The 24134-nt window shown below is 52.1% G+C and carries 29 protein-coding genes and 1 pseudogene; 12 read left to right on the plus strand and 18 right to left on the minus strand.

Annotation, left to right across the window (positions count from 1 at the left end):
• Positions 1 to 37: 37 nt before the first annotated feature.
• On the minus strand, positions 38 to 436 hold the full coding sequence (locus BLO43_RS02620) for a YybH family protein (RefSeq protein ID WP_090905857.1): 399 nt from the start codon (positions 434 to 436) through the stop codon (positions 38 to 40).
• A gap of 22 nt (positions 437 to 458) precedes the next feature.
• Between BLO43_RS02620 and BLO43_RS02625 the strand changes: the two are divergent.
• Positions 459 to 669: pseudogene (locus tag BLO43_RS02625) on the plus strand (IS3 family transposase); the annotation flags it as partial.
• 45 nt (positions 670 to 714) lie between these two features.
• Here BLO43_RS02625 and BLO43_RS02630 read toward each other — a convergent pair.
• From BLO43_RS02630 to BLO43_RS02650, 5 genes are all read right to left on the minus strand, one after another.
• Complete coding sequence (locus BLO43_RS02630) at positions 715 to 2046, minus strand: sigma-54-dependent transcriptional regulator (protein WP_090905653.1); 1332 nt, start codon at positions 2044 to 2046, stop codon at positions 715 to 717.
• Entirely contained in the window at positions 2031 to 3437 is a 1407-nt protein-coding gene (locus tag BLO43_RS02635; protein ID WP_175443828.1) for a sensor histidine kinase, read from the minus strand. Before BLO43_RS02635 ends, BLO43_RS02630 begins: the two co-directional genes overlap by 16 nt.
• Before the next feature lie 266 nt (positions 3438 to 3703).
• A complete protein-coding gene (locus BLO43_RS02640) occupies positions 3704 to 4243 on the minus strand; it encodes a hypothetical protein (protein ID WP_090905655.1) in 540 nt (179 codons plus the stop codon).
• 183 nt (positions 4244 to 4426) lie between these two features.
• Complete coding sequence (locus tag BLO43_RS02645) at positions 4427 to 5176, minus strand: DUF2490 domain-containing protein (protein ID WP_090905656.1); 750 nt, start codon at positions 5174 to 5176, stop codon at positions 4427 to 4429.
• 166 nt (positions 5177 to 5342) lie between these two features.
• Entirely contained in the window at positions 5343 to 6002 is a 660-nt protein-coding gene (locus BLO43_RS02650) for a ubiquitin family protein (protein ID WP_090905657.1), read from the minus strand.
• Between the two features lie 556 nt (positions 6003 to 6558).
• Between BLO43_RS02650 and BLO43_RS02655 the strand changes: the two genes are divergently transcribed.
• Positions 6559 to 7143 carry a DUF4142 domain-containing protein gene (locus tag BLO43_RS02655; protein WP_090905658.1) on the plus strand — a complete coding sequence of 195 codons (585 nt, stop codon included), beginning with the start codon at positions 6559 to 6561 and terminating at the stop codon, positions 7141 to 7143.
• Positions 7144 to 7190: 47 nt separating this feature from the next.
• Here BLO43_RS02655 and BLO43_RS02660 read toward each other — a convergent pair whose 3' ends face one another.
• From BLO43_RS02660 to BLO43_RS02680, 5 genes are all read right to left on the minus strand, one after another.
• A complete protein-coding gene (locus BLO43_RS02660) occupies positions 7191 to 7715 on the minus strand; it encodes a hypothetical protein (protein WP_090905659.1) in 525 nt (174 codons plus the stop codon).
• The gene (locus BLO43_RS02665; protein WP_090905660.1) at positions 7712 to 7948 is read right to left on the minus strand and encodes a hypothetical protein; all 237 of its coding nucleotides are present in this window, start codon (positions 7946 to 7948) and stop codon (positions 7712 to 7714) included. Before BLO43_RS02665 ends, BLO43_RS02660 begins: the two co-directional genes overlap by 4 nt.
• A complete protein-coding gene (locus tag BLO43_RS02670) occupies positions 7942 to 8550 on the minus strand; it encodes a hypothetical protein (RefSeq protein ID WP_090905661.1) in 609 nt (202 codons plus the stop codon). Before BLO43_RS02670 ends, BLO43_RS02665 begins: the two co-directional genes overlap by 7 nt.
• A gap of 147 nt (positions 8551 to 8697) precedes the next feature.
• Complete coding sequence (locus BLO43_RS02675; RefSeq protein WP_090905662.1) at positions 8698 to 9357, minus strand: DUF6475 domain-containing protein; 660 nt, start codon at positions 9355 to 9357, stop codon at positions 8698 to 8700.
• On the minus strand, positions 9344 to 10324 hold the full coding sequence (locus BLO43_RS02680) for a YdaU family protein (protein ID WP_090905663.1): 981 nt from the start codon (positions 10322 to 10324) through the stop codon (positions 9344 to 9346). Before BLO43_RS02680 ends, BLO43_RS02675 begins: the two co-directional genes overlap by 14 nt.
• Before the next feature lie 236 nt (positions 10325 to 10560).
• On the opposite strand from BLO43_RS02680, the gene BLO43_RS02685 reads away from it, so the two are divergent.
• The 5 genes from BLO43_RS02685 to BLO43_RS02705 all read left to right on the plus strand — a co-directional run bounded on the left by BLO43_RS02685 (position 10561) and on the right by BLO43_RS02705 (position 12961).
• Positions 10561 to 11106, plus strand: a complete 546-nt coding sequence (locus tag BLO43_RS02685) for a helix-turn-helix transcriptional regulator (RefSeq protein ID WP_090905664.1) — start codon at positions 10561 to 10563, stop codon at positions 11104 to 11106.
• Between the two features lie 387 nt (positions 11107 to 11493).
• A complete protein-coding gene (locus tag BLO43_RS02690; RefSeq protein ID WP_090905858.1) occupies positions 11494 to 11784 on the plus strand; it encodes a hypothetical protein in 291 nt (96 codons plus the stop codon).
• Positions 11781 to 12014, plus strand: coding sequence for a hypothetical protein (locus tag BLO43_RS02695; protein ID WP_090905665.1), 234 nt, complete (start codon positions 11781 to 11783; stop codon positions 12012 to 12014). The genes BLO43_RS02690 and BLO43_RS02695 overlap by 4 nt, the downstream gene beginning before the upstream one ends.
• 55 nt (positions 12015 to 12069) lie before the next feature.
• Entirely contained in the window at positions 12070 to 12402 is a 333-nt protein-coding gene (locus BLO43_RS02700; RefSeq protein WP_090905666.1) for a hypothetical protein, read from the plus strand.
• A 325-nt stretch (positions 12403 to 12727) separates the two neighbouring features.
• On the plus strand, positions 12728 to 12961 hold the full coding sequence (locus BLO43_RS02705; RefSeq protein ID WP_090905667.1) for a hypothetical protein: 234 nt from the start codon (positions 12728 to 12730) through the stop codon (positions 12959 to 12961).
• Positions 12962 to 13162: 201 nt separating this feature from the next.
• Here the strand turns inward: BLO43_RS02705 and BLO43_RS02710 are convergent, their stop codons facing one another.
• From BLO43_RS02710 to BLO43_RS02730, 5 genes are all read right to left on the minus strand, one after another.
• On the minus strand, positions 13163 to 13690 hold the full coding sequence (locus tag BLO43_RS02710) for a DUF4142 domain-containing protein (RefSeq protein WP_090905668.1): 528 nt from the start codon (positions 13688 to 13690) through the stop codon (positions 13163 to 13165).
• A gap of 137 nt (positions 13691 to 13827) precedes the next feature.
• A complete protein-coding gene (locus BLO43_RS02715) occupies positions 13828 to 14382 on the minus strand; it encodes an acyloxyacyl hydrolase (protein WP_090905859.1) in 555 nt (184 codons plus the stop codon).
• Between the two features lie 387 nt (positions 14383 to 14769).
• Positions 14770 to 15900, minus strand: a complete 1131-nt coding sequence (locus BLO43_RS02720) for a PEP-CTERM sorting domain-containing protein (protein ID WP_090905669.1) — start codon at positions 15898 to 15900, stop codon at positions 14770 to 14772.
• A gap of 637 nt (positions 15901 to 16537) precedes the next feature.
• A complete protein-coding gene (locus BLO43_RS02725) occupies positions 16538 to 16834 on the minus strand; it encodes a hypothetical protein (protein WP_090905670.1) in 297 nt (98 codons plus the stop codon).
• A gap of 104 nt (positions 16835 to 16938) precedes the next feature.
• A complete protein-coding gene (locus tag BLO43_RS02730; protein WP_090905671.1) occupies positions 16939 to 17979 on the minus strand; it encodes a hypothetical protein in 1041 nt (346 codons plus the stop codon).
• Between the two features lie 314 nt (positions 17980 to 18293).
• Between BLO43_RS02730 and BLO43_RS16675 the strand changes: the two genes are divergently transcribed.
• Positions 18294 to 18467, plus strand: a complete 174-nt coding sequence (locus tag BLO43_RS16675) for a hypothetical protein (RefSeq protein ID WP_175443829.1) — start codon at positions 18294 to 18296, stop codon at positions 18465 to 18467.
• 127 nt (positions 18468 to 18594) lie between these two features.
• Here the strand turns inward: BLO43_RS16675 and BLO43_RS02740 are convergent, their stop codons facing one another.
• Together BLO43_RS02740 and BLO43_RS02745 are read right to left on the minus strand one after the other, a co-directional pair.
• Positions 18595 to 18813 carry a hypothetical protein gene (locus BLO43_RS02740; protein WP_074632481.1) on the minus strand — a complete coding sequence of 73 codons (219 nt, stop codon included), beginning with the start codon at positions 18811 to 18813 and terminating at the stop codon, positions 18595 to 18597.
• 226 nt (positions 18814 to 19039) lie between these two features.
• Entirely contained in the window at positions 19040 to 19963 is a 924-nt protein-coding gene (locus tag BLO43_RS02745; protein WP_254773289.1) for a mechanosensitive ion channel family protein, read from the minus strand.
• A 330-nt stretch (positions 19964 to 20293) separates the two neighbouring features.
• Here BLO43_RS02745 and BLO43_RS02750 point away from each other — a divergent pair, with 330 nt between their 5' ends.
• The 4 genes from BLO43_RS02750 to BLO43_RS02765 all read left to right on the plus strand — a co-directional run bounded on the left by BLO43_RS02750 (position 20294) and on the right by BLO43_RS02765 (position 23886).
• Positions 20294 to 20560 carry a hypothetical protein gene (locus BLO43_RS02750; protein ID WP_090905673.1) on the plus strand — a complete coding sequence of 89 codons (267 nt, stop codon included), beginning with the start codon at positions 20294 to 20296 and terminating at the stop codon, positions 20558 to 20560.
• Positions 20561 to 20779: 219 nt separating this feature from the next.
• The gene (locus BLO43_RS02755) at positions 20780 to 21094 is read left to right on the plus strand and encodes a hypothetical protein (protein WP_090905674.1); all 315 of its coding nucleotides are present in this window, start codon (positions 20780 to 20782) and stop codon (positions 21092 to 21094) included.
• Positions 21095 to 21392: 298 nt separating this feature from the next.
• On the plus strand, positions 21393 to 23231 hold the full coding sequence (nhaA, locus tag BLO43_RS02760) for a Na+/H+ antiporter NhaA (RefSeq protein ID WP_090905675.1): 1839 nt from the start codon (positions 21393 to 21395) through the stop codon (positions 23229 to 23231).
• A 223-nt stretch (positions 23232 to 23454) separates the two neighbouring features.
• Positions 23455 to 23886, plus strand: coding sequence for an OsmC family protein (locus BLO43_RS02765; protein WP_368086128.1), 432 nt, complete (start codon positions 23455 to 23457; stop codon positions 23884 to 23886).
• The last annotated feature ends 248 nt before the right edge of the window (positions 23887 to 24134 follow it).

Raw genomic sequence — 24134 nt, forward strand, 5'->3', positions numbered from 1 at the left:
TGATTCGGTATCAGGTTCACCTCTACGTTGGTGGGCATCATTTGTTTGGCACAGAAGCCAGCATGTTAGCATCACGTGCCAGGACCCATTTTCCGCTTTGCTTTGTCAGAATAGACAGCGTATGACCTGTACGCGTCATGGATTGAGCGCCACCAGGCGGAGTCACAACAACGGTGAGCTTCGTCCACATAAAGGCCCAGTCCCCGAGAATCCTGATCTCTTGAATCTCGCTTGTGCCATCGAATTGTGGAGTCCCCTCGCCTGACTGGGCATGTGCCGCAGCAGCGAAGTCAGCTTTGCTCATGACGGGTTGGCCCGGCACGAGAAAGACAACGTCATCCGCCATCAATGATAAGACTGTCTCGATATCCCCCGCTTTGCTAGCAGCCATCCAGGTGGAAACCAGCTGCCGGATTTCCTGTTCATCGTTCTGCATAGTCATTGTTTCGTAGTGAAACCATGACAATGCTGCGGCCAAGAGTTCTTCCAGTTGCTCAAGCGGAGCAGATACGCCGAAGAATCTATACCGACCGCGAGCAAGCACGGCGTGATGTGTTCGATTACATCGAAATGTTTTATAACCCGATCCGGCGATATGGCTACAACCATAACCTGTCTCCGGTAGAGTTCGAAAAGCAGTATATCAACCGGCTCGAAAGTGTCCAGTGAAAACGGGGCGATTCAATTAAATACGGCCATCAGAAATGTGTCCGCTTAAGGTTCGACGCCGTAGTGCTGCAGTTTCGCGTAGAGCAATTGACGGCGGATACCAAGACGGCGCGCCGCTTCGGCTCGATTACCCCCGGTTTCGGCAAGTGCTGTGCGGATCATGGTCTCTTCGAGCTGCGCCAGTGCTGTGGGTAGGTCGTGCAAGGGCGGCGGCGTTGCCGATAGCGTGAGGGACGCAGCGGCGTCCGCCAACCCGAGATCTTCTGCTTTGATGGAAGGGCCTCGAGCCAGAATCGTTGCACGTTCAATTACATTACGTAATTCGCGTACATTGCCAGGCCATGAATGCTTTTCGAGGCGATGCCGCGCCTCTGCTGAAAGATTCTTTGGAGAATCGCTGGCCAGGGCAAGAAAATATTCTGCCAACGCAATAATATCCTCATGCCGTTCCCGCAACGGCGGTACATGAATATTAATGACATTGAGCCGGTAAAACAGATCCTCGCGAAACTTGCCTTCTTTGACCTGCTGCCCAAGATCACGATGGGTAGCGGCAAGCAAGCGTACATTGACGGCCAGTGGGCGCTCCGCGCCCAGCGGGACTATCTTGCCTTCCGCTAGCACGCGCAGAAGCTTGGCCTGCAGATTGCTGCTCATATCCCCGATCTCATCGAGCAAAAGGGTGCCGCCATCGGCCTGTTGAAAAATACCTGTGCGATTTGCGGTAGCTCCGGTAAAAGCACCCCGTACATGGCCGAATAGCTCGCTTTCAAGCAACTCTTGCGGAATTGCCGCGCAATTGACGGCTACAAACGGCTGTGACGCTCGCGCGCTGTGCTGATGCAATGCACGCGCGACTATTTCCTTGCCGCTGCCGGTTTCTCCGGTGATCAGCACCGTGGCGTCGCTGGCTGCAGCGCGTCCGACCATTTTGATGGTTTCCCGCATGCGTTCGCTATGGGCGACGAATTCGTCCTCTTTGCGGACTTCGGCTTGCTGCGTTGCGGTGCCGCGTGACGCGAGGGCGGCGGCCAACGCAGTTTCGACTGCATGACGACTGATCGGTTTGGCAAGATGCTCGAATGCACCTAGCTTCATCGCCTCTATCGTATTATCTACACTGGTGTAGGCAGTCAGCATGATAACTGGCGGCCCGTCGCCCCTCGGCAAATGTTTGATCGCGTGCAGCACCTCAATGCCCGTCATGTCAGGTAATCGGAAATCAAGAAAGACGGCTTCGATCCCCCCATGTTTCAGAAGTGAAAGGCCTTGTGCGCCGTTGGTTGCGATGAGTATCTCGTACCCGAGACTCGACACAGTCTCCGCGAGACTTTCGCGGAAGCTGGCATCGTCATCGACAATCAGGATACGTGCCAAGGAATCTCCAGCTCAAAACAGGTACCCGAAGACTGCCGAAAATAACGGGCCTCGCCCCCATGCGCAACGGCGATTTCTCGCGCCAGCGCCAACCCCAGCCCGATCCCGTCTGGGCGTCCCGATACGAAAGGTTCAAATAGCCGGGGCTCCATGTCGGCAGCGACACCGGGGCCTGTATCACAGACTTGCAAGACCATGGCGGCATTAAAAGCGTTTTTGCTTGCGGTCACCGTAACAACACCGCCGCGTGGCGTATGCTGCAGCGCATTGGCAATGAGATTGTCTAGCGCCCGACCTAGCGAGCGTGGATCAAAACTCCAGGATGCAATATCGATCCGTGTTCGTAGATCAATTTCGGCGGCGGCACTTCGCTCAGTAAAGGCATCAACCCTTTCCATGAGCCAATCCGCAATATGTACTTGCCGTGAATGGATACTGACGGGCTCGGTTTTTTTGAGCAATTCCTTCACGGTTTCATCAAGACGCCCAATTTCCCGCAAGATGAACTCCAATGCTGTTCGTTGGTCCTCTGGCCGTGCCAGCGCATTCTCCGCCTTAAGTTGCATGGCGGCGATAGGGTTACGGACTTCGTGGGCCACTGCTGCGGCCATCCGGCCCAGCGCGGTGAAGCGTTCTGAACGCTCGAGCAGCGTGCCAAGCTCGATGGTACGCGCGCGTTCGGCGTCGAGCTGTGCCCGAAACTGATTGAAGGCGGCGACGACGCGATCAAGCTCAACGTCCCCCGTGGCAGCCATTTTTCGCGGTGCGTTATCAGGGCCACCAGCCAGCTCGCGCTCAATGAGATTAAAGCGTTTGCTCCAGCCAAAAAAGCCGAGGCTCAACCAGATGCCAGAGATGATAACGAAGGCAAACAATAATCCGAGGCCACGATTTACGTTATCGTATGCTTTACTGTCGGCCATGGGCGAGCGCATCATCGTCCATGCAACGAGATGTGTTTTTGAGTAATCCACCGGACAACCGGTCAGCACGACTGTCTCTCGGCTTCCAGCGATTAAATCCCTAAGGGCTGCACCCTCGACAATGCTTTTGTGCGCCAATGTTTCGATGCGGTTACGTTCGGTCGATGGCATATCCTTCTTTTCTTCACTGCCCGCATGGGTAGGAAAAGCGTAGGCGACGAACCCCTGGGTTTCATGCCAGAAACCGCCCTCGATACCGGGTAGCTTATCCAGGATGAGATTCAGAAGAGCGTGCATCAACTGGGCATCGACGACCTCTCCCTCGGGCTTGATGGAGTTAGTATATTCTGCCTGCAAGGCGTCGCAAGCCTGGCTGACCTGTTCAAGGGATTTTTGTGCTTGTGCCTCGCTGCCAAGTTGGTAAACATCGCGGATGAGATAGGCAAGCGCACCGCTAACCAACAGCATGAATAGCCAAAGTAACAATAAACGCCAACGAAGAGCGAGAGCAATCCTCACAGCTTCCTTATTTTGGGTAATGTAACGAGTGCGAGAATACCAGCAATGGATATTGGTGCAAGCAGCCAAGAATGCTAGTAATAACGTAGTCCGTGTTGCGGACATTGATCAAGCCGCCTTTATAGGCCTCACATAACATTGCGCCGTTACGACTTGCGTATGTTCAACTTTCTTCTGTTGTACCATCATTTTCTTGCCTTCTTTCCGCTTAATGCTCAGTTAAATGTGGTAATGGATTTCATCTTTATGTTAATAAATTCCCGCAGCATTCCGGTTTCAGATTCGAAAATAGCTTCGACAAGACCCGTTTTAGCTTCGGGATGAGAAAAAAATATCTTCAGCAGCATCTCATTTTTCTTGTAAAGCTCTTCGACCATCAGCACCTTGTAATTTGGATAGTGGACGGACAATATTTTTTCGATTTTTACTCTTATGTTATGAGGTATGGCGGAAAGTTTTATTCTTTTTTCCTCCGCCAGCACCTTGCCTTCCGCGTCATAATTGATCGAAAATTGATTCCCGCCTTTTTCGTAATACACATCATAACTGGTCATGCCATCTTTCAGCTTGCGTTTATAAGTAAATTCCCGCTCTTCATATCCTTTAGGCAAAACCATTAAGACTTCGGGAGGCAAGTCCTTTTTACGTACCACCTCCTCAACTTCTGTCTTGTGATAGGTTCCCTGTTCGGTCGAAGCGCATGCATTGAGTAAAATGAGGCACGCAGCAATTACTACGATTGTAATGCGGCACATGAAATTCCCTTTTTTCTAATCGGTAAACAGGTCATCATTGAACTGATCTCATCCTTACGCTAACTCTATACTAGCCCGGACGATGCTAAAGGCATTACAGGGAAATCATATCCTTTTGGTCACGGATTCTTTGGCCGCATAGACAGTTAGTTTCCACCCATGGTCACCGCGATTGAAAACTTATTAATCAAAATTATGTGACCAGCTAAACTGCAATAGATTGAAATAGCGTATATCGTGTTTATCCACGACCACTCTTTGGAGTAAAGGTCCCACTTCAAACCTTCCATACTTCGCAGTTTGGTAACCGATCCCTGCGTAGGCCCAGTTTTCATTGTATATTGCACCGCTAACCCCTGATGTAATGAAATAAAATTCATTATAAGTATTGAGATAAAATTCTCCATTGTTTAATTCTTCACCCTGCAAGGGCACCAGAAGCCCTAGCTGATAACGAAGTCTTGTGCCGAGGAATTTTTGTTCGGGTGCTTTATCATGGATAAATCTTTGTTCGAAGCGGACTCGATGGGTCACTCGCCCAAAACCGAAATCCGAACTATAGACAACCTGCTGGAAAAGCCGATTCTCATTAACAAAGTTATCAAAAAGGGGATTCGTTTTCTGGTAAATGTATCCTAAAAAAACGAAATTAAGGTTCGAACTGTATTTGTAAGTGGGGCCGACCAGAAAATAATTTTGTATGTTAGTGGGGGCATGTTCCCCTCCATAGGTTTTATCGACCAGGTTGGCATTTTGTGATGTGAAGACGTTTAAATCCCAGCGATCGAAAACTTGTTTGGTTAAGGATATCTGAGTGCGAAACTCATAGAATTGATGTGTGTTATCAGCATATGAACAATTGCTGAAAATAAAAATCACGAAAATTAAAAGTAGCTTCATGTCTCGCCACGGGCTTGTTTCAAATAAATGCATGCATTGCTCTTAATAAACATGGTGGTGGCAAGAGTAGAAACATGACTTCAATTCCGGGAAAAGAGGGATATACACAAACTTCGTTTGCCTATTTACTTTTCCACTCAGTTACACCATGAAAGTCAACGTCTGCCCTGAATTGGCTTTCATTGCCACTCGGCACAGATCAATGAGAAGCCCGAAGCACGGACAATGGCTTGAGCGATGCCGGACTGGTGCCGATCGTAGATGCCTCAAGCGAACGACCATACCGGGTTTCGGTGCCGGAACCTTTCGCTGCAAATGGCGCGCCGGTATTGATCAACGAAAAGGCGTCTTTGGCGATGTCTTTGGGCAATCGCACATTGGTGCCATCCGCGAGGAGAATGATTCTGGGCTCGCCTTGCTTATCGGTAATGATTCGCTCAATATTCCCATTCGCGCTGATCTCCTTGAGTTCGGCTACACGCAGTTCTTTAGGCATGACCTTTCCGTTCCATGCCGGCTTACGGCGCACCAAGGTCTGGTCCGAGGCGGTATTAGTGATGGAGTAAGCGTTGAAGCTTGATTTTCCTTCGAGTGTGCCTTGCAAGGCGACGGGGTCACCCGGCTTGACGAGCTCAGCCACATCACCTGACATGTGCGGAGGCATTCTTACCAGCGTGCCGTTATCAAGAAACACGCCGTCGACTTCTCCGAAAGGATTGATGAGATAGCGTACTGCTTTGCCTTGCAGACTCGTCCGGGCTGGTTGAGCATTCTTCTCATTCTTTGCATAAGCGGTGGGTGTAAGAACAACAAAACCCGTAAGCATGAGTGCAAGAATTGTCTTGTGCATAGTTTGCATGGTGGCTCCGATTTAATGATTAATGGGACTTCCACCTCCTACTACGCAATTAATGTGCCAGAATAAGAATTGTTTTTAAACAGATATATAGCAGAAGTTAAAGGATCGCCTGTCCGTTCAGCAGACGACTGTTGTCCTTTTTGGGGACATCCATTAGATCTCTATTCGAGTGGATTTTAGATATCGAAGCCTTGAAGGTTGTCTTAGGCACAACCAGCTGAGGCAAATATGAAAAAGAAAACGGTCAGGGCGACTAAATCCCAATGCTATAAGCAATAAAGAGCAGGAATTATTCACTTTTCGTTACGTTTCAGAGAATCGAGAAAGCTTATCCTTCTGCCTTTCCTGAAACAAACGAACGCTACAGAACATCTAAACAATTGCAATATCTACGCAACCAAAAAAATTACCCTAGCTAAAATTTGTCCATAAATTTCCCACGACCATGAGGGTTGCCCAACGGAAGAGCTTTATGTAAAACTACGCCATTAACAAGTAAATACCCATGTGCAAGTAGTGAAACAGGCCTCATTGAGCGGCTGTTAGGAGATTTTGCATGAAAAACCTGATTATTCTGTTAGCTGGACTGATGGCTCCGGCATTCTCGGCCTTTGCGGAAATGCGTGATATCCACGATGCGCATATTGCCGACGTTGTGGTTACCGCAAGTAGCATTGCTATCGAGGCTGGCAGGCTGGCGCAGTCCAAATCATCCAATGAGGACATCAAAGCCTACGCGCAACGGATGGTGGGTGAACACACGGAAGTCAGCCAGTCGGCCATTGAACTGGTGACGAAACTCAAGGTGGAGCTTCAGGATAATCCAATCAGCCAAAGTCTGAGAGCCGACGGTGAAACAGATCTCACCAGGCTACAAGCGCTATGCGGGCGGGAATTCGATAAAGCTTACATCGATCAAAAAGTCGTCCTTTACCAGCACGTGCTGGACACAATCGACAACCAGTTGATGCCTAACGCCAGCAACGAGGAACTGAAGGTCCTGCTATATAAGCTCTTTGCACCATTTTCCTTGCATCTTGAAGATGCCCAACAGATCCAGGAGTCGCTGAGCAAACCAGACCGCCTACCCGATCGAAAGAGCCAGGCTCCCGTCGGATCCGCCGCGGTAAATGGAGCCTGAACGAAGCTGGTCCTATAGCGCCTGAACTTTTGTATCTCGGATGGTCTTTATGATACCAGTCCCGAAGATGCATCTCGCAACAACCCCCTATTCTCCATTTCCATGCCTAGCCTATCCATCGCCTGGGCGTGGATGACATCCAGCGTGTCATATGCCTGATTGCGGTAGGACACCGCCTTGAGCATGCCGCACGACATGGATTTGCGTATCTCGCGCAACCCTATTTTTTCTCCGCAGTAGGCACGGATAATCTGCTCGATGCTTCGGCGGCTGTGCAATCCCGTGCCAAAGTTAGCCGCCAGATGGTGCGTCAGCAACTCGAACCCGCTCGCTTCCCTTCCGAACTGAACCCGGACGTAGGCCATGTGCACGGCAGGCAATATGCGCTCGCATAAGCTGAGTATCAGCGCCGCCTGGGCATGGCGGTCATGCACCGTCAGTTCGCCATTCCCCGCCATGCCCCCTGCCCTATTGGCTTCGCGCATGTCATTGACGGAGGATATTTTCACGATTGGCCTGTTACTGGTTTCATACGCCCATCTCAGGGCGCGCTCCGGACTGCTGAATTTCATTTGTCATTCTCCTTGTGTTGATATGACAGGCAACGCTTGCCGTGTTTGCGCCCTTTTCCACAATACTTGATGGATTGTGAAATCATTTGGATCGTTTCTTCGTGCCGGCAGCCGTGGCACGACTGCGCTTGCCTGCGGGCAACGACATACTCCGGATTTCCATACTCCCAGCGCTCAAGACCTGGCGATTCGTCGCAACCCATGCCGATTTTGTGCATCGTCACTTTCACCATCCCTGCCACTCTCCCTGGCCGGATATATCATTCGATGTTTCGGTGGAATCCCGCACCACCTGTTTTGCGGCTTTCAATCGCTTGCAGGTCGGTGCGATATCCTCTACACCCTCGATCGCGCACCACATGGCGAGTCCGTCCTCGATAAACCCGGCCCGGATAAATGCTGTGCCGATATCCTGCCAGCGGCACTCACGATCGGCCTTCGACCAGGCCACGCCGCCACCGACTCCGGCGGCGGAACCGCCCAGCGAGTAGGTATCGCGACACGGCGCGGTCGGTACCATGAGGCCGAGTCCGATATTCGGGTTGTTGCGCACGTCGTGTACACCCAGACTCACGGTCTGGCTATTTCCCGTGTTGTAGGCCATCCCACCCTGCCCTCCCGTTGCCGTGGTAACGGAGGTTTGAGTCTGATGCGAGCTCGACAAGGCGCCGGCAACCGCCGCGGCCTGCGCGGCTGCTTGGGTGCCATGACCAAGATCAATCCCGGGACCCGGCTGGGCTTGCGCCCGGGCCTCGATATGAACAAACAAAACCATTGCCGTCATGGTTACCAGCCCGGCTTTTAAGCCGAATTTCCTCACTTGATTTTCTCCCATGACCGATCTTCCGGATGACGTTCCATTATGCTGTTTCCTTTTATCCTGTTTTCGACGATATTTCATGATTTTGAGTTATTTTGAGCGCTGTTAGATGCTTCTATCTCTTTCATTCCAACCTTCACTTTTGATACGCTTTCTTTCTTGCTATCCAATTCCCACGTTCCGGAACGCTACAGCCGCCGTTTCTGTTTCCTCCAGTTCATCGCGCAGTCGCTTGAATCCAAGCACGGGCTTGTCAGTGCCGCCGTACAACACCTGTCTGGCTAGTTGCTCATTCCCGATCAGCACCGGCGGGTCGGTCTTGAAACCTTTCTGGCTGTTATGTGCTGTCGCCATGCCCATCAAACTGGCTGGATATTCCGGATATTCGTTACGCGAACGAAACCCGCGATAGCGGTTCTCGAATTCCTTTGACACAAAGGGCCATTCGTCTTCGCCCTTGCTTCCCAGCGCAATCCATCCGCCCATGTCCTGTATCACACGATGAATCAGCGCATCGTCGAACGCCACGTCGCAGTACGTTCCAATTCGGCGTACCGCCTGATCGACCTTAGCCCAGGCTCGTAGCGCGGAATCCTGAGTGGAACCCTGCAACATGCGGATGATATCGGCGGGTTTGGGCGGAAACTGCCCCGCGTCCGGATTCGCCAGGTGCCGATTAAAGGCATCCACGATCGCCGCCAGATCATGCCCTTTGAGCGCAGTCCACCATACATCCAGCGCAAAGCTCGAAACGCTCCGGCCATAAAAACCCATTACGCCGACAATGCCATCGTGGAATTTCTGGAAATCATGGGTTTGCATGCTGGTTCTCCCCTGATCTCGGTTCTTCTGATTCCCTGCCCCTCAATTCCGGTGGCAGCCAGCCTTGGGTGGCGGCCTTATTCGATGCCTCAAGCAATTCCTGTCGGTTAGGCATCCGACCCTGGTGCAACACCAGTTTTGCCGCCTCTTCGCGCTGCCGTTTCACCGTGCCGATAACGTAGGCAAAGTTCGCTTTTCCCTTGGTGGCGGCGCTTCGCGCGGCCTGCACAAATTCCTCTTCCACCGCTCCCGCTCGCAGCAGTGCCAGTAATGTCGGATGATGCGGATTGCAAGCCTTTACGCCATGCCGCGTCATGCTTTTACAACACGCGCCCGCCACGCCTGGCGGCACCGGGACTGCGACGCCATTTCCATGGTATGTACGGACCATGGACTCACGGGCAGGCAACGGATCGCATATGCATTTCTCTTTCTCTGTGGAATAAGAAGTTTGTGTATGAATACTTTCCAAGTCTTTATGGAACTGGTGCTGGTGCTGGTGCTGGTGGGCTTTGCCGCCGGGTTCCGTCCCGGTAGCCTGGTGGGTCATCTCAACGGTGGGATTTTCGGAACCGGCAAATAACCCAGGGGGTTTTTGCGGCATCTCATTCCTGTCTTCATTTCCGGCCTCTCTTTCTTTGGAAGGACGCCCTCCTTTCCTGCCGTTGATTCTCGCAGCCTCTATCTTCGGCCGGGCTTTGGCAATTTCACGGTCCGCGCGGGCGTTATGGCGTAAGCCATCAATTTCGGAAACGGGAAAAAATTGATCCGCAACCGCCTTGACGGCATGTTGCTCCACCCGTGTCATGGCCCTGCAAACCCTGAAAAGTGCGGGAAGCTCTTTAGGCAATGGCTTTTCAACACTGAAATAAGTATCCAGCAGCATCGTATAAGCGCCGTGTTCCGCCAGGGAGAGATGCGCGGTGTCGCGTTGATAATCACCGCAATAGCGTTCGTAGTAATTCACTCAAATAACCTTGTTTGCTTCATTTCTTTTAGCTTTTAAGTGGCTTAAGCCCACTTCTTTCTCGAAATTAAATGATTGGCCTGCTGTTTTTTGGTGTGAAATGCTGATGAGACGGATTATTACAAGTTTTACTTGTATATGTCAAGTAATTCTTGTAATTCAACTGCAAGTGTTGCTTGTATCATTGCAAGAAATCATTGCAAAACATTTTCTTGACGTTCTGGCATCGTGCAAGCATGAATATTGCGAAAATTATTCGCGAAGGACGTGAAAAGCTTGACTTGAACCAATCTCAATTGGCCAAGCTGATCGGCGTCTCTCCGCAGGCAGTTCAGCAATGGGAGTCAGGCGCGACGCAACCCCGCGGAAAGCGGTTGAACAAAATTGCGGAAATACTCAAACTGCCACTGGCGCAGATGCATTTCGGGCTGCCCTTGCCGCAGTCAGGACAGGTAGCGGAAACAACGCCGCCGCCATCCGAATCCGGTAAGGCAATCTCGGGTAGATCGTCCAAAGTTACTGCCGAAGCGCCTGTTTCCGGCAGGGAAGCACTGATAAAGGAAGTTGCAAGCGCGATGCGGCGCATGTCGGATGAAGATGCGTTTCGCCTGCTGACGATAAGCAAAGCGCTTATAGCTGCCGAACTGGGTGAAAAAGCAGAAGAGGCGATGATAGATCTGAAACCTTTACCGAAGCCGGATTTGGCGCCTCACCCGCCTCCGGCATTTCCTGCGCGCCGGATGCCCTCGAGAGTCAAGACTAGGGGAAAGACGGCAATCTGATAGAAGACAGCAATACAGGCATCAGCAAAATCGCCGGAAATTTGATCGGCGTGGTAGAAACTAGCGGGATGTTATTGAAGAGGTGGATAAATCAGCGCAAGCCATCTAAAATAAAAATGCGTGGTTATTCGTCAACAACGAGTAACCCCGCATGGCGGCAATCTGCCAAGATGTTTAAAATGACTGGATTGTTGCCAGGCAAGGCACGAGGAAGCGCATAGCATAGTATTCATATGCAACGACGAGCAACACCGCACGGCGGCAATCTGCCAGGACGTTTAAAATGACTGGATTGTTGTCAGGCTAGGCACGAGGAGGCGCATAGTTATTCATATGCAACGACGAGCAACGCCACATGGCGGCAATCCAGTCATTTTTGGAGTTGATATGAAGTTCGGCATCACTGTACTCGCTGTTCTGATGGCTGGGGTCATACACGATACGCACGCGGAAACGCCACAACTCAGAGACCGGCAGACTGGGAAATATTTGGGAAATCTCAGCGCAAATCCCTATGACCCCAATTCCACCAGCAATCCTTATGGACAATACGGAAGCCAATACAGCGCCGATTCCATCAACAATCCCTACGGCCGGTATGGAAGCCCGTATAGCAACGATAGCGCCAATAATCCCTACGCGACCAATCCTCCCGCAATAATTGACCCACAACGATGAATACAGTGCCCAAACTCTACGACAATCTGGAAATGCTGTTTGCTTTTCATGTTTCTGAAAAGGCACGCGCCAGGCGGGAGCAATATATCCAGCAATTCCCCGAGCATTTGCGCGAAACGGAAAAACGGCATTACACGCTTGAGCGCGCGGTGAAGGAGGTGCTGGTGGAAGTCGCCGAGGTGGCATTGCTCATCAAGGAGCTTGAATCTTTGCCCCATTCGGGACAATAACGAACATTCTTATTCAAATCCATAAATCTGAACACTTATCCATTTGGAGCCAATTATGAAATTCATCATCCTTGCCCTGCTCGGCACACTGATGCTTTCCTCATGCGTTATGGGAGGAAAGATGACAGGGTTGCGAGAGGGACTCCCAAAAGAAGAAGTGATAAGAATCGTCGGCAACCCCGATGGCTACCAGCGCGCTGGCGAGTATGAAGTCCTGCTCTATATTGAGCGGCGCACCAGCGCCTGGTCTTTTTTCTCCGGTTCCATTCATGACATCGTTGATTATTCGGTCATTCTGAAAGATGGCGAGGTGATCGAATATGGTCCTGGCAGAGCCCAGCATCGAGAGTCGGGCGATATCCCGTTCAGACGGATTCCCTACCGATAAACACGCCATACCCTCCTCCGCTCACCTTTTAGGACGGTAACACCATCCGTCTGTACAATTCTCCTTGACAATTACAAGTTTTACTTGTAATATTCGACCTGTGCCGTACTTCATTGCGGCATTTAAGGAACCACCCGCGAAACAGACGCGTAGCCCGAACCGGCATAGCCTCGATCCAGTAAGCCCCTTGTGGCGTGGAAAGACAAGCGGCTAGCGACGGAAAAGCGCAAAGAAATGTCCAGGCCGTGCCTGGCGCGGAACTCGGTCCGATTTGAAAGGACCAGAATAATCCAAAACTTGTAATCAATACGCTAAGGATTGAATCATGGGACGCTGGGCTGAATTATGGACCGAACACCGCCCGGCGCCCCTCCCCCTCACCGATACCGAGATACTGGACTGGCTGGGCGAGTACTGCGACCAGGCCATTTATACCCGCCCCACTCCAGAATATACCGGTGGCTTCACATTATTCTGCGATGACATCAAGACCAGCGCGGCCACCCTGCGCGCCGCGGTTTGCCTGGCAGCGGCGAAGTGGAAGGAGGTTAATGAATAACTCTCTTTGTTGGATTACGCTGCGCCGATCCGATCTGCTTCAAAATGCAAACCAATAAAAAGCCCGGCACACAGGGTCAATGCGGCCGGGCTAGGGCTCCAGCTACCACTGCAAGGTAGAAGTCGCCCTGAGTCATATCTTACACGCTTCGGACGGATCATCCATTGGACTGAAGTCCAACATTGAATCGTTTATACGCCGCTACTTCTTTCTGCCCAGCGAGGTTTTGATCAGCTTGGCCTGTTCAAAATGGCCGGCAAGGCTTGCCCGCCTCAGACTCAATAAATGCTTTAGCTCCTCATTTTTTGCACTTGGAATCAGCTTCCCATCCCATAAATCGAGCGCTTGCTGGTGGGATTCCACTTCATGATTGACATAATCCAGATCGAATAATATGCCGTTCAGCTTCCTGAGCTTCTCCAGGTATTTCTCCCCATCGGCCCTCAAAGTGTCGCTGATCGAACTGCTCTGCGGCGTTATATTTGTCTTTTTCGCCCAGTCATTGAATTGCGAGGTGGAATCATTATGCTCTTCAGTCAAACGGTGACCGAATGCCTTTACGTCCAGGTGGGATGACGTGGATTGGGCCAGAATGCCGCCATTGATTTCAGCCTGATTCACGGCCAAGACGATACCAACGATTTCCGCATCACTGAGTGCTTTTGTTTCAGCAGCGGCTGCAAAGATCGGGACTATCAGCGCGATGACCAGCATGAGCAGTTTTTTCATGGGACACTCCTATTTTCGATTTTGGGATTACTGAATGACTTTGAGAGCAACTAATAGCCTCAATGCTCGTTCGGAATCCGGATCGGATTCGCGGAGGCGCGAAGCCTGCACAAGATGGCCTCAAGATCGCCGGTCGCCTAAAAGCGATAGCCGTATCGCCCGCCAAGGGAATCCATACCTTCGTTGGGATCGGCAAAGTTGGCGTTGGAAACATGATCAAAATATACCGATAATGAACTTCTGGCGCCAACACGATACCCGATTTCGATCGGAATGTGGAACAGAACCCGTGATCCGAGAGCCTTGCGATCATTGTGCTGTAAATGGAGATCCCCACTGTGGACCGCACCACCGAAGCCAACGCTGAAAAATAGGCCACTCGTATGATCATATTGCCAGCGAATACCCGAATAGAGCTTGGACGTATCCCCGGCAGTGCTCACCGAGCCCCCCAGGGCGGGACGAATGAACCCGCCCAGAATTTTATATTGTGGCGAGAAAATCGCTTCCAGATTGAAATCGGCGCCACTCTCGCGACGAAAACCGCTCCACAAAGCGCCAGTGTCATGGTGAAGCACACCGAGCTTAACCTCATGCAGCCACGCGGCTGCCTTCCACTCATTTGTGTACCCATGGGATGAGGCAATACAACCCAGGCTGAAAATCCATGCCTTGATAATTTGCACGCGCATTATCAAACCCTTCGAATCAAAATCCGACCGCGTTGGCAGGATGGAAAGAACGGTCAACCACAGGCTTCATATCATGGATTTAATCTTCCGCACGAACCAGCCGCATCAACTCGAGGAAGTGTGAGGGCTGTACTATGAAGCGGTCAAGCAATTTCAAATCCACGATAGGTGAAGCGCTGCGATCCGCCAGGCTCGGAGAGAGCAGACAAAGTTTCGTAGGTTGGATTAACGTAGTGATCTGACGCCGTCAGTCAACGAGAGCCTCCCATAGCGAGGCGGAGGTGTAACGAACTCGAAGGGCAAACATGAATAATCTATATGGTATTACCGAATGTTCTCAAACAAAAAGCCCGCCGAAGCGGGCCTGTTTTGACCTGTGGATTGATTTCAGGATTTCTTGCGGCGGCTAAAACCCAGACCTGCCAAACCGAGGCCAAGAAGTGCAAAAGTGGTGGGTTCAGGTACCTCACCAATCTGAGCTGGCGGAAGCGGTATCTCATTTACAGTGCCAGTCAGGTTCAGGATGAGGCTATAGGCGGTCCGGCTGGATGCCGCGCCGACATCCGCGTCCGACAGGCCTAGTGTGTAGCTGGCGTTGAAAATTCCGGCTGAGGAGGTATCCATCATGGCCAGCCAGTTGAAGCTTGAACCCTGACCTAAGCCGCTGAAACTGCTCAAATCGGTTAATAGCATACCAGTGTCGCCGCTGCCGGAGATGCTGTCGAAATCGAGGCCGACCCGGTTGGCATCAGCCAGATTGAAGAGGCTGAATCCAAGGCTAGCGGCGTCGCCCACATGAAAAACACCAAAATCCAGGTTCAAGGTCAACATTGTCGAGGAACCATCAAACGATGGGGCGGCATGCAGCAGGTAATCATACGTGGCGCCGACATTGCCAGCCCAGTTGACAGTATATGCCGTGGTCTCGGTACCGGTAAAAACGCCAGCTCCCTGCGTCGCCTCCAGTGCCGAGGCTGTGCGCGTCAGCGTCACATCGCCGGTGCCGACATAACTATCCAGATTGGCGGAAGATACCGCTTGACTCAGGTTGGTAGTAGTAGCGGAACTTGTGGTAGCACTGCCGGTACAAGCACCCTTACGCATATCCGAGCATGAATCGCTATTGCTGATGGAAGAAAAGGACGCATTTATGCCGGCTCCCGAGATACTGGCTGTGCTGTTGCCACTACCGCTCGAGGTAACCGTGCTATTAGCACCCGTACCACCACCAGCAGTGGATTTGACCCAGGTGCTTTGTGTCAGGGTCGAGGTGAGATCGAGAGTAGCACCCATCAGAACGCCTTGAGTCGAGTTAAACTGATTGATCGCACTGGTCCCGAAACTGGCACCATTGTTGTTACTCGCGCCTCCGCCCTCGCTATCGGAAACGCTTGCGGAGTTGCTAAAGCCTGCCGGGGCAGTACTGATCAGAAGCGCATTGGCCGACTGCGGCATCAGTGCCAGAGCGCCCAATGCAAGAACGATCTTTTGGTTTAACGTACTGGGTGCAAATCTCATTTCATCTTCCTATCTAAAAAATTGTTGAAGGGGCAGTTTTACAGGGATGTTCAAATTATCCGTGTTCGCTGCAATGTCTACTTCCCTACCGCATCAAACTGCTTTAACAGTCAACAATTTCATTTTTCCATATCCCAAGCGCATTGCCTATTGGACTGAAGTACAGTCTAAAAAAACAAGGTATTCCAGAAAGTTAGCGGAAATACTGACGTTCCTGCAAGCAGCCTGCCGATCATAAAAAAGCCCGGCTCGCAGGGTCAATGCGGCCGGGCCGGGAGCCCGCTACTAATGGAGGAAAGAGTAGACACCCGAAGTCACATCTTACAGAGTTTGAGCATATCTACCATTAGACTGAAGTACAGGATTGGTGTTACGTTTGCAGGCCGGACCGGTGTAATATAGTTCGACAGTGTACCCATATCGCATACCAGATCCCTAAATCCTTCATCCTAAATCCGGTAGTTGAACGGGATGAAATGCACTGTTTTTGGGGTACAGGGCAAGGCGCAGCGACGCGGAATACGACCGCGCAGGGCGGAGCAGTGCCTTCCGCAGGAAGGTGACCCCGAAGCGGGATGCGGGCGCCCCATGCACGTGGAACGCGATCGCGGCATCCCCTACGCCGGCCCGGTCATATCTATGATACGTCGTCATCATTTCCTTCCCGCCACATGAGATATAAAACCGCAATCACGATGATCGTGACCGGCATGATGACGTATAAGCCCATCGCATACCCTGCCCCATCATCGTGATCATGGGGCGGCGGCGTGCTCATTATCTTGTAGCCATGACCGATGCTGACTGTAAGGACAAGAACGAGACCCGCGATCCGCCGGTTCCGGATCAGGACGCGGCCAACCGTCTGGTTGAGGAAGTGCGCCGCGTAGTAACCAATGAAATAGATCGCGATGTAAAAGATCAACGCACCCATGGGAGAGCCTTTGAATAAATCCGTACTTTTACCAGTAAGGATTGTTGTAGCTTTGCGGGAATACTCGGGAAGGATCTGATCGCTAGCCCGGAGGTTTCATAAATTCACGTGATGATTGTGCAGGATCTTGTTTTTTGAAAAGACTTATTGAAAGAGGTGTAATGATCCATATTTCCGGATGAACAGGATTTCCGCAGCATGCGTCGTCTGCCCGCTCGCATGGCAACCAGCCCAATCCCCAGCAACGCCAATGACACAGGCTCCGAAACCGGCTCGATCCGGGTGAAAGACGTGGATGTATCTGTCATAAAAATTAAATTTGTCCCGTCAATCCCGTTGATGCTTCCTACTGTATTAACGTCGCACTCCAGGCCGTCAAGCGTATTCGGGCCCGCTCCATTTATCAGGGTGTTCGCGCCATTTTTGAAGCAGGAAGATGGGTCAGCCTGAGTAAATGGCGCGTTAAACATAATCTGAAAATCCAGCCCGAGTCCTGCGGGCACCCCTTCCGAAAAATAAACCGGATCAAAGCTCTCGATAATGACCGACATCGCTCCAGTTCCAACTGCCGTGATGCTGGCCACACCGGGATAATTGTCGACCCCGGATTGATCGAGACTACCTGGAGCCACTCTTAAGGCGGAGATTGCCGTTTCCCCTCTGGCCGCTATCATGCCGGACAGTATGAGTACCGGGTCCGCGTTGGTGGCATCAGGCCCATATCCGGTGCCGTTGCCTGCATGGGCATTCGGCGTGGCATCGAAATATAACCTGAAGAAATTTTCGCCTCCGCCGATAGTATCCAACACGACGCTGTTGCCGATTGTAGAGACCACCTGCTCGCGATAACCCGCAATATAGACCCATCTATCTGGCGTAGGGACACCAATATTAACGCCATCGCCATTCTCAAGCCCATTCAGGGAAGCGTGCATGTAGCTCTGGAACACGTCACCCAGATGGTGGGTGAATATCGACGCATTGCCAACCGGTGTTAGCAGTGCATTGCCCGGCGCCCAACTCATGCTGCTTACGTCTATCGCAGGATCAATGCCGGGACCATCCGGATTAACGACAAGTGCATGGGCTGCACCTGTCAGCATCATGAATATGGCTGAAAATAGAAACTTATGATGGGGGCCCATTATTATCTCCTGGAGTATCTGAATCACCCTGGATTCCGCATGCCGATCATTCACCATAGACGGCTATCTCAAAAAAACAATCAGAATCACTTTTAATTATTTTTTAAATCAGCCGCCGGAATGATACGAAACCGGCATTTCCTCTGGCGGAAACCGGATTAGATACAGGGATCCAGGATCATCATCGCATCCCCACCACGAGGTTAGCGCGAACGTGCCGCATACCATGCCATCCGCCATATCCTCACTGGCTCCTGCGGATGCAAAAACCGCAATCACGATAATCGACCGGAATGATGACGTATAGGCCACACATGCCCCGCTCCATCATCGTGATCATGAGGCGGCTGCGCGCTCATTATCTTGGAACCACGATCCTTGCCGACCGTGAGGACGAGAACGAGCCCCCCGATCCGGTAGTTCCGGATCGGAACATGCTCAACCGCCTGATTGAACAAGTGTACCGCGTAGTAACCAATAACCAATGAAATGGATCGCGATGTAAAAGATCACGCACCCACGGGAAAACCTCTGGAGAAGCCCTACTTACCAGCAGGGACGCTGTAGCTTTGCGGGAGTGGGCGCGGAACCATGTTTGCCAAAAAAGAACGATCCTTATTTGCCCTTCTTGTTTTCGGCGTCGACTTTTTTCTCGGGCTTATTGGTACTGGTCTCGCTCTGCTGCTCCAATTTTTTAGACCGGCCCGCTTTTGCCTCATCCGCTTCGATACGTTTCGCGGCTTTTTCCCAAGGGTATTCCCGAGGCTCTTCTTTCTGAGCAAAAACCTGGGCGGAGAGCGACGCGGAGAATAAGACGAATAGAATTTTCCTCATGAGACTTCTGGTGAAATAGTAGGTCTGAATTTGTCAGACAACAATAAGGGTAATGAATCGCTTAATAAATCGGCTAAGCCGCCTTCATGGAGGTGGCCGGAATTATTCAAATCCAAAAATCACGCTTGTGGCGCCGCCAAATAATTGATGCGTTATCTTATCCAAAATCTTCCTGCGCTTCAAGCCGCCGTAAAACCGCAATGCTGCGTAATTCCGGGGAGCGCGTTCATGGCTCCTCCGCCTTCATGGCATTTTTCTGATTGATTAGTCCCGCCATCAGTGCGTTGCCGGTCTCGCCAAAGTAGATGGAATGATAGGGAGAGGGTATTTCGATGCCCTCGCGCTCAAATGCAAGCTTTAGCCGCCGCCGATATTCACGCCCGACACTCCATTGTTTGATCGGCCTGGTGCGTAAACGCCCCTTGATGACCACCGCGAAATCCTGAAAACTATCAACGCCGTATATCTCAACATCCTCCACCATCAGCGGGCCGAACGTTTCATCCTTACGCAACGCCGCGCCCACACTGCGCATGACGGCCATGACTTTATCCATATCTTCCCTGTAAGCCACCCGGATCTCGAACACATACGCCGACCACTCCTGGGTCATATTCGCAAGTGTGGTAATGGTTCCGTTGGGAAATACATGCACGGTGCCCGCCTCGTCGCGCAGGATAAGGGTACGGAAATTAACCCGCTCCACCAGTCCACCGATGCCATTGACAATGGCCACGTCGCCCACCCTGATCTGGTTTTCCAGGATCATAAAAAACCCTGAAATAACATCACGCACCAGATTCTGCGCACCAAAGCCTACGGCGAGACCGACAACGCCCGCGCTTGCGAGAATCGGCGCTATCTCGACATTCAATTCTCTCAAAATCACCAGACCCACTATCACCCAAACGATAATCACCACCGCCTGGCGCAGCAGCCTGATCAGCGTCTCAATACGTTTGGCGGCTTCGGTTGCCATTTCTCCCTGTTCGCTGGCCCTGCTGATCAACGACTGCTGCATCCGGCCCAGTAATAGTTTGATGACTGACAGCAATATCCATGCCGCGAGGCTGATGAACATAATTCGCAGCGTTGCAAACATGAGCGTTTGCCAGTTGAATTGGTGTAAAAACCGGGCAATTAGATCCATTTTTTCACTCCTGATTTATCGATCTGCTGAATTCCCTTCGTCCCGCATGATTTGCTACGCTAATAGAAAGCCGCTGAATGAGTACGCAGCGACGAGCGTCGCCGATCGGAGGATTTCCCATAACCTGGCGATCACGGCATATGTCAGATAAACAAATGCGCATACCTGCGCAAAAAAAACGGGTGACAGGCTGGCGAGATTAGCGAACGATGAGAAGGTGTTATCGTATTATCCAGCATAAAGACGTTTATCTATGTGCGCTAGCTAACGAAGCCTTCAGTACCCTCTTTGCTACACTGAAGGCCGTTAAACTTTCAGCAGGAGCCTTCCATGGATAACGATCTCTTTCTGTTCCCCATTACGGGTTGGGAAATAAAAACAGTACCGGTTGACGGAGTCCTTTCCGTGCGCTTCCCTTTTCTATCTCATGAACGGCAGAAGCTCTCCGAGGCTGATCCAGGCAGGCCCTATGTGATGCATGCGGATCAGGCACGGGAACTCCGGGATGGGCTATCGCGAGCGATCGCCCAAATCGAAAACCAAACGTTCGAATCTGCTGAATCCACGATGGCATTAACCGGCGTGATTATCTATTAACCCAAATCCGGTGGTTGAGCACTCATCTATTAGTTTAATTTCATGATTCATAAAGACTTTATGTATCATTGAGGCTCACCTTCCGGATGAATCCACTACCACTACTGGATTCAGGATTCATAATGCGGCTACCTTACGTGGGGTACACTATGCGAGGGGGTTGGCTCGAAGTTTTGAGAGCAGCACTCCTCACATTTTCTTACTTTCTCTCGAAAGATTATGGCCCTTTATCAGCTTACGTTTTGCTACCCCTATCTGAAAGAGTATGCGGTAACGGTGCGGCATATCCGTGATGAAGTCGAAGCCTTGTCCGGTAACGATTGGCGAGTCGTGACTTCAGGCGAGCATGTATGCGCCATCGTATTTGAGACGAATGTTGAGCCTGAACAACTGGTAAGCACCCTTGGAAATTACGGAAGCGACAGTTTTCAATTTCTTCTGACAGAAATTGCTGTGGCTGTGGCGGGATATTTGCCCCCGGATGTCTGGGAATGGGTGGATAGCCGTTTTCCACGAACCTTGAAACTTCTCTGAACCGGGAATAGCCGTATAGCTTGCAACCGCTAGCAGCCTGTCGGCCGTAGAGTCGAAGCGAAAAAGCGACCGGGAGGACAGATTTTGGCGATTTTGAAGCCCAATAGTGGTTCTATTGGCTAAAAAGCGGCGAAATATGGACTGGCACGCTGCTTTAACACCCGGCTTTCGCAGCCGATTTCCTTTAAGTCCAACACGCCGCCAGGCCGCATCGATTGTCAACGCGGGATCGAACAGGACTCCGCGCAGAAACAATCCTTTATCCACGCGAGATTCCGGTGAATGCACGGCTTAATCAATGACACCCGAAACCCCCACCAATCGGCTTGACCGTCCAGTCGACGAGGCATACGACCACATACTGGGGCCGCCCGATGCCGAGATCACATTAGTCGAATACGGTAGCTACGCGGACCCTTCCTCCCGCGCCGCCCACGAGCGCGTTGCTGAAATGCGCAATCGCTTCGGCAACCGTTTGCGCTACGTCTTCCGCCACCGGCCGCTGCCCGGTAGCGATATTGCCCGCCGCGCCGCCGAGCTGGTGGAATCCTACAGCGACCCGGCGCGCTTCTGGCATGTGCATGTCGCATTGATGACCCACGCCGCCACGCTGACCGCGGACGACTTGCACACGATCGCCGCCGACCAGATTCTCGAAGAGAAAAATGCGCCGCGGAACGAAGAGGGCACGCTAGGCGCAAAAGCACGTGTGGATGCAGATGTGGAGAGCGCCGAGGCCAGTGGCGTTATCGTCACGCCGACATTCTTTATCAATGGCCGCCGCTACGATGGCCCCTGGGATGCCAACTCACTTTCGGAAGCAATGCTCGGTTCCCTGGGTCATGTCGTCCATGCGGCCGCGCTGGACTTCGCCAAGTGGGCGCCTTCGACTGGTATTCTGCTGCTGCTGACGACCGCGATTGCCATTGCGCTGAGTAATTCCACCTTCGGTCCGGACTTTAATGAATTCTGGGATCAGCCCTTTGGAATCATCTTTGGCGATGCTGCGTTTGATCTCTCGCTGCGCCATTGGATAAATGACGGGCTGCTGGTTATTTTTTTTCTGGTAGTCGGTCTGGAAATAAAACGCGAATTCACGGTGGGTCATCTCGCCAGCCGTCAATCCGCAATGTTGCCGGTCGCCGCGGCCGTTGGCGGTATGGTGATGCCAGCGTTGGCATATCTATTACTGGTGCCGGAAGGTCCGGAAGGCGCATGGTCGCTGGGATGGGGCGTACCGATGGCGACGGATACCGCATTCGCGGTCGCACTGATTGCCATGATGGGCAGGCGAGTACCTATCGAATTGCGGGTTTTTCTAACCGCGGCTGCCATTGTCGACGACATCGGTGCCATTATTGTCGTGGCGATTTTTTATACCGATGAGCTGCGCGGCAGCTATCTCGCCGGCGCCGCTGCTATTACGGGATTGCTGGCGCTGGTCAATCGAAGTGGCATCTATCGCGCTTCACCTTACGTATTCCTGGGAATCGGCCTCTGGGCCTGTATCCATGCCAGCGGAATCCATGCGACCCTGGCGGGCGTCATTCTTGCACTCTTTATCCCTACTCGCCCACCGCCCAACCTCAGGGCGCTGATGCTACAAGCCGATGCAATCCTGACAGCGGAAACGAAACGTGACAAAGAAGTGATGCGGTATGGCCCGTCCGAACCTTCCCTGGAAGCGTTGGATGCCATCCATGAGCGGCTGGAATCCCCGGCTGAACGCATGCTTCGTCACGTCGCGCCAAGATCGAGCTACGTAGTCCTGCCCCTCTTCGCACTGGTCAATGCCGGTGTGGCGGTCGAGACCGGGGCGCTCGGGGATCAGATGGCACTCATGTTCGGTACCGCGGTCGCACTTGTGGTTGGGAAACCGCTCGGGTTCGTCGCTGCGGCGGCACTGGCCGTCTGGCTGGGCATCGCAACCAAACCCGCGACATACTCCTGGCGTCAACTGGCCGGTGCGGGAGCCCTGGCTGGTATCGGCTTTACCATGTCGCTTTTCATAGCGAGCCAGGCCTTTGAGCTTGAATCTGATTTCGCCGCTGTCAAAATAGCGATCTTCGCGGGCTCGATCATATCGGCGATTATTGGTACAGCAATATTGTGGAATGCGCGGTCCGATTCCAATTGACTCTTCGTAGGATGGGTGGAGCGTAGCGTAACCCATCAAAAAAACACCACTCTGAATGTCCCGGCAGGCGGAAAGAAGCATCATGGAGGCGTGATGTGGAGGATAGCAAAACGATGGGTTGGGCTTCACTCCACCCGTCCTGCGGCCAATCCGTATGCCACCGAACAGACCTGGCATGATTTCCGGCGCAGGCTGGCGATTTTTCATCAACCAGGAAGGAGTGATCATGACGACGAAGAAAGCATGGGCAGTCTGGAAGGGCAGCATCAAGGATGGCGGCGGCACCATCTCTACCGAAACCGGCGTGCTAAAGGAAGCGCCGTATGGATTCAAGTCAAGATTCGAAAACGGCAAAGGCACCAACCCTGAAGAGCTGATTGGCGCCGCACATGCCGGCTGTTTTTCCATGGCGCTATCCCTGATGCTCGGCGAGGCGGGACTGACCCCCGAGAAGATCGAGACGCATGCGGATGTAACGCTGGACAAAGTCGGTGAGGGCTTCGAAATCACCGCAAGCCATCTTACCGTAACGGCAAAAATTCCCGGCGCGGATAAAACGAAATTCGAGGAAATTGCCAGCAAGGCAAAAGCGGGATGCCCGGTATCCAAGCTATTCAAGGCAAAAATCACGATGGACGCCAGCCTGGAATCATAGCCCCCGCATGGCTGGCCCGGGCCGTTCTGGCCTACCCATCACCGTTGTACAGCCAGAAAAATGCCCGGCGGAGGATTTACTCCGCCGGGCGAACTCGTCCCGTTACCATAAAGGAAGATTTACTATCTTCCTGAATCGTATCTTATCTCTTTTGACCATATTGCCAATTGGACTGAAGTACCAGTGGTGCAGAGACGGAATTGCAGGACCACGGACTTCAACTTGCAGGTCCACTCAAATATAAAGAC

Source organism: Nitrosospira sp. Nsp13, from assembly GCF_900101945.1.
Taxonomy (GTDB): domain Bacteria; phylum Pseudomonadota; class Gammaproteobacteria; order Burkholderiales; family Nitrosomonadaceae; genus Nitrosospira; species Nitrosospira multiformis_D.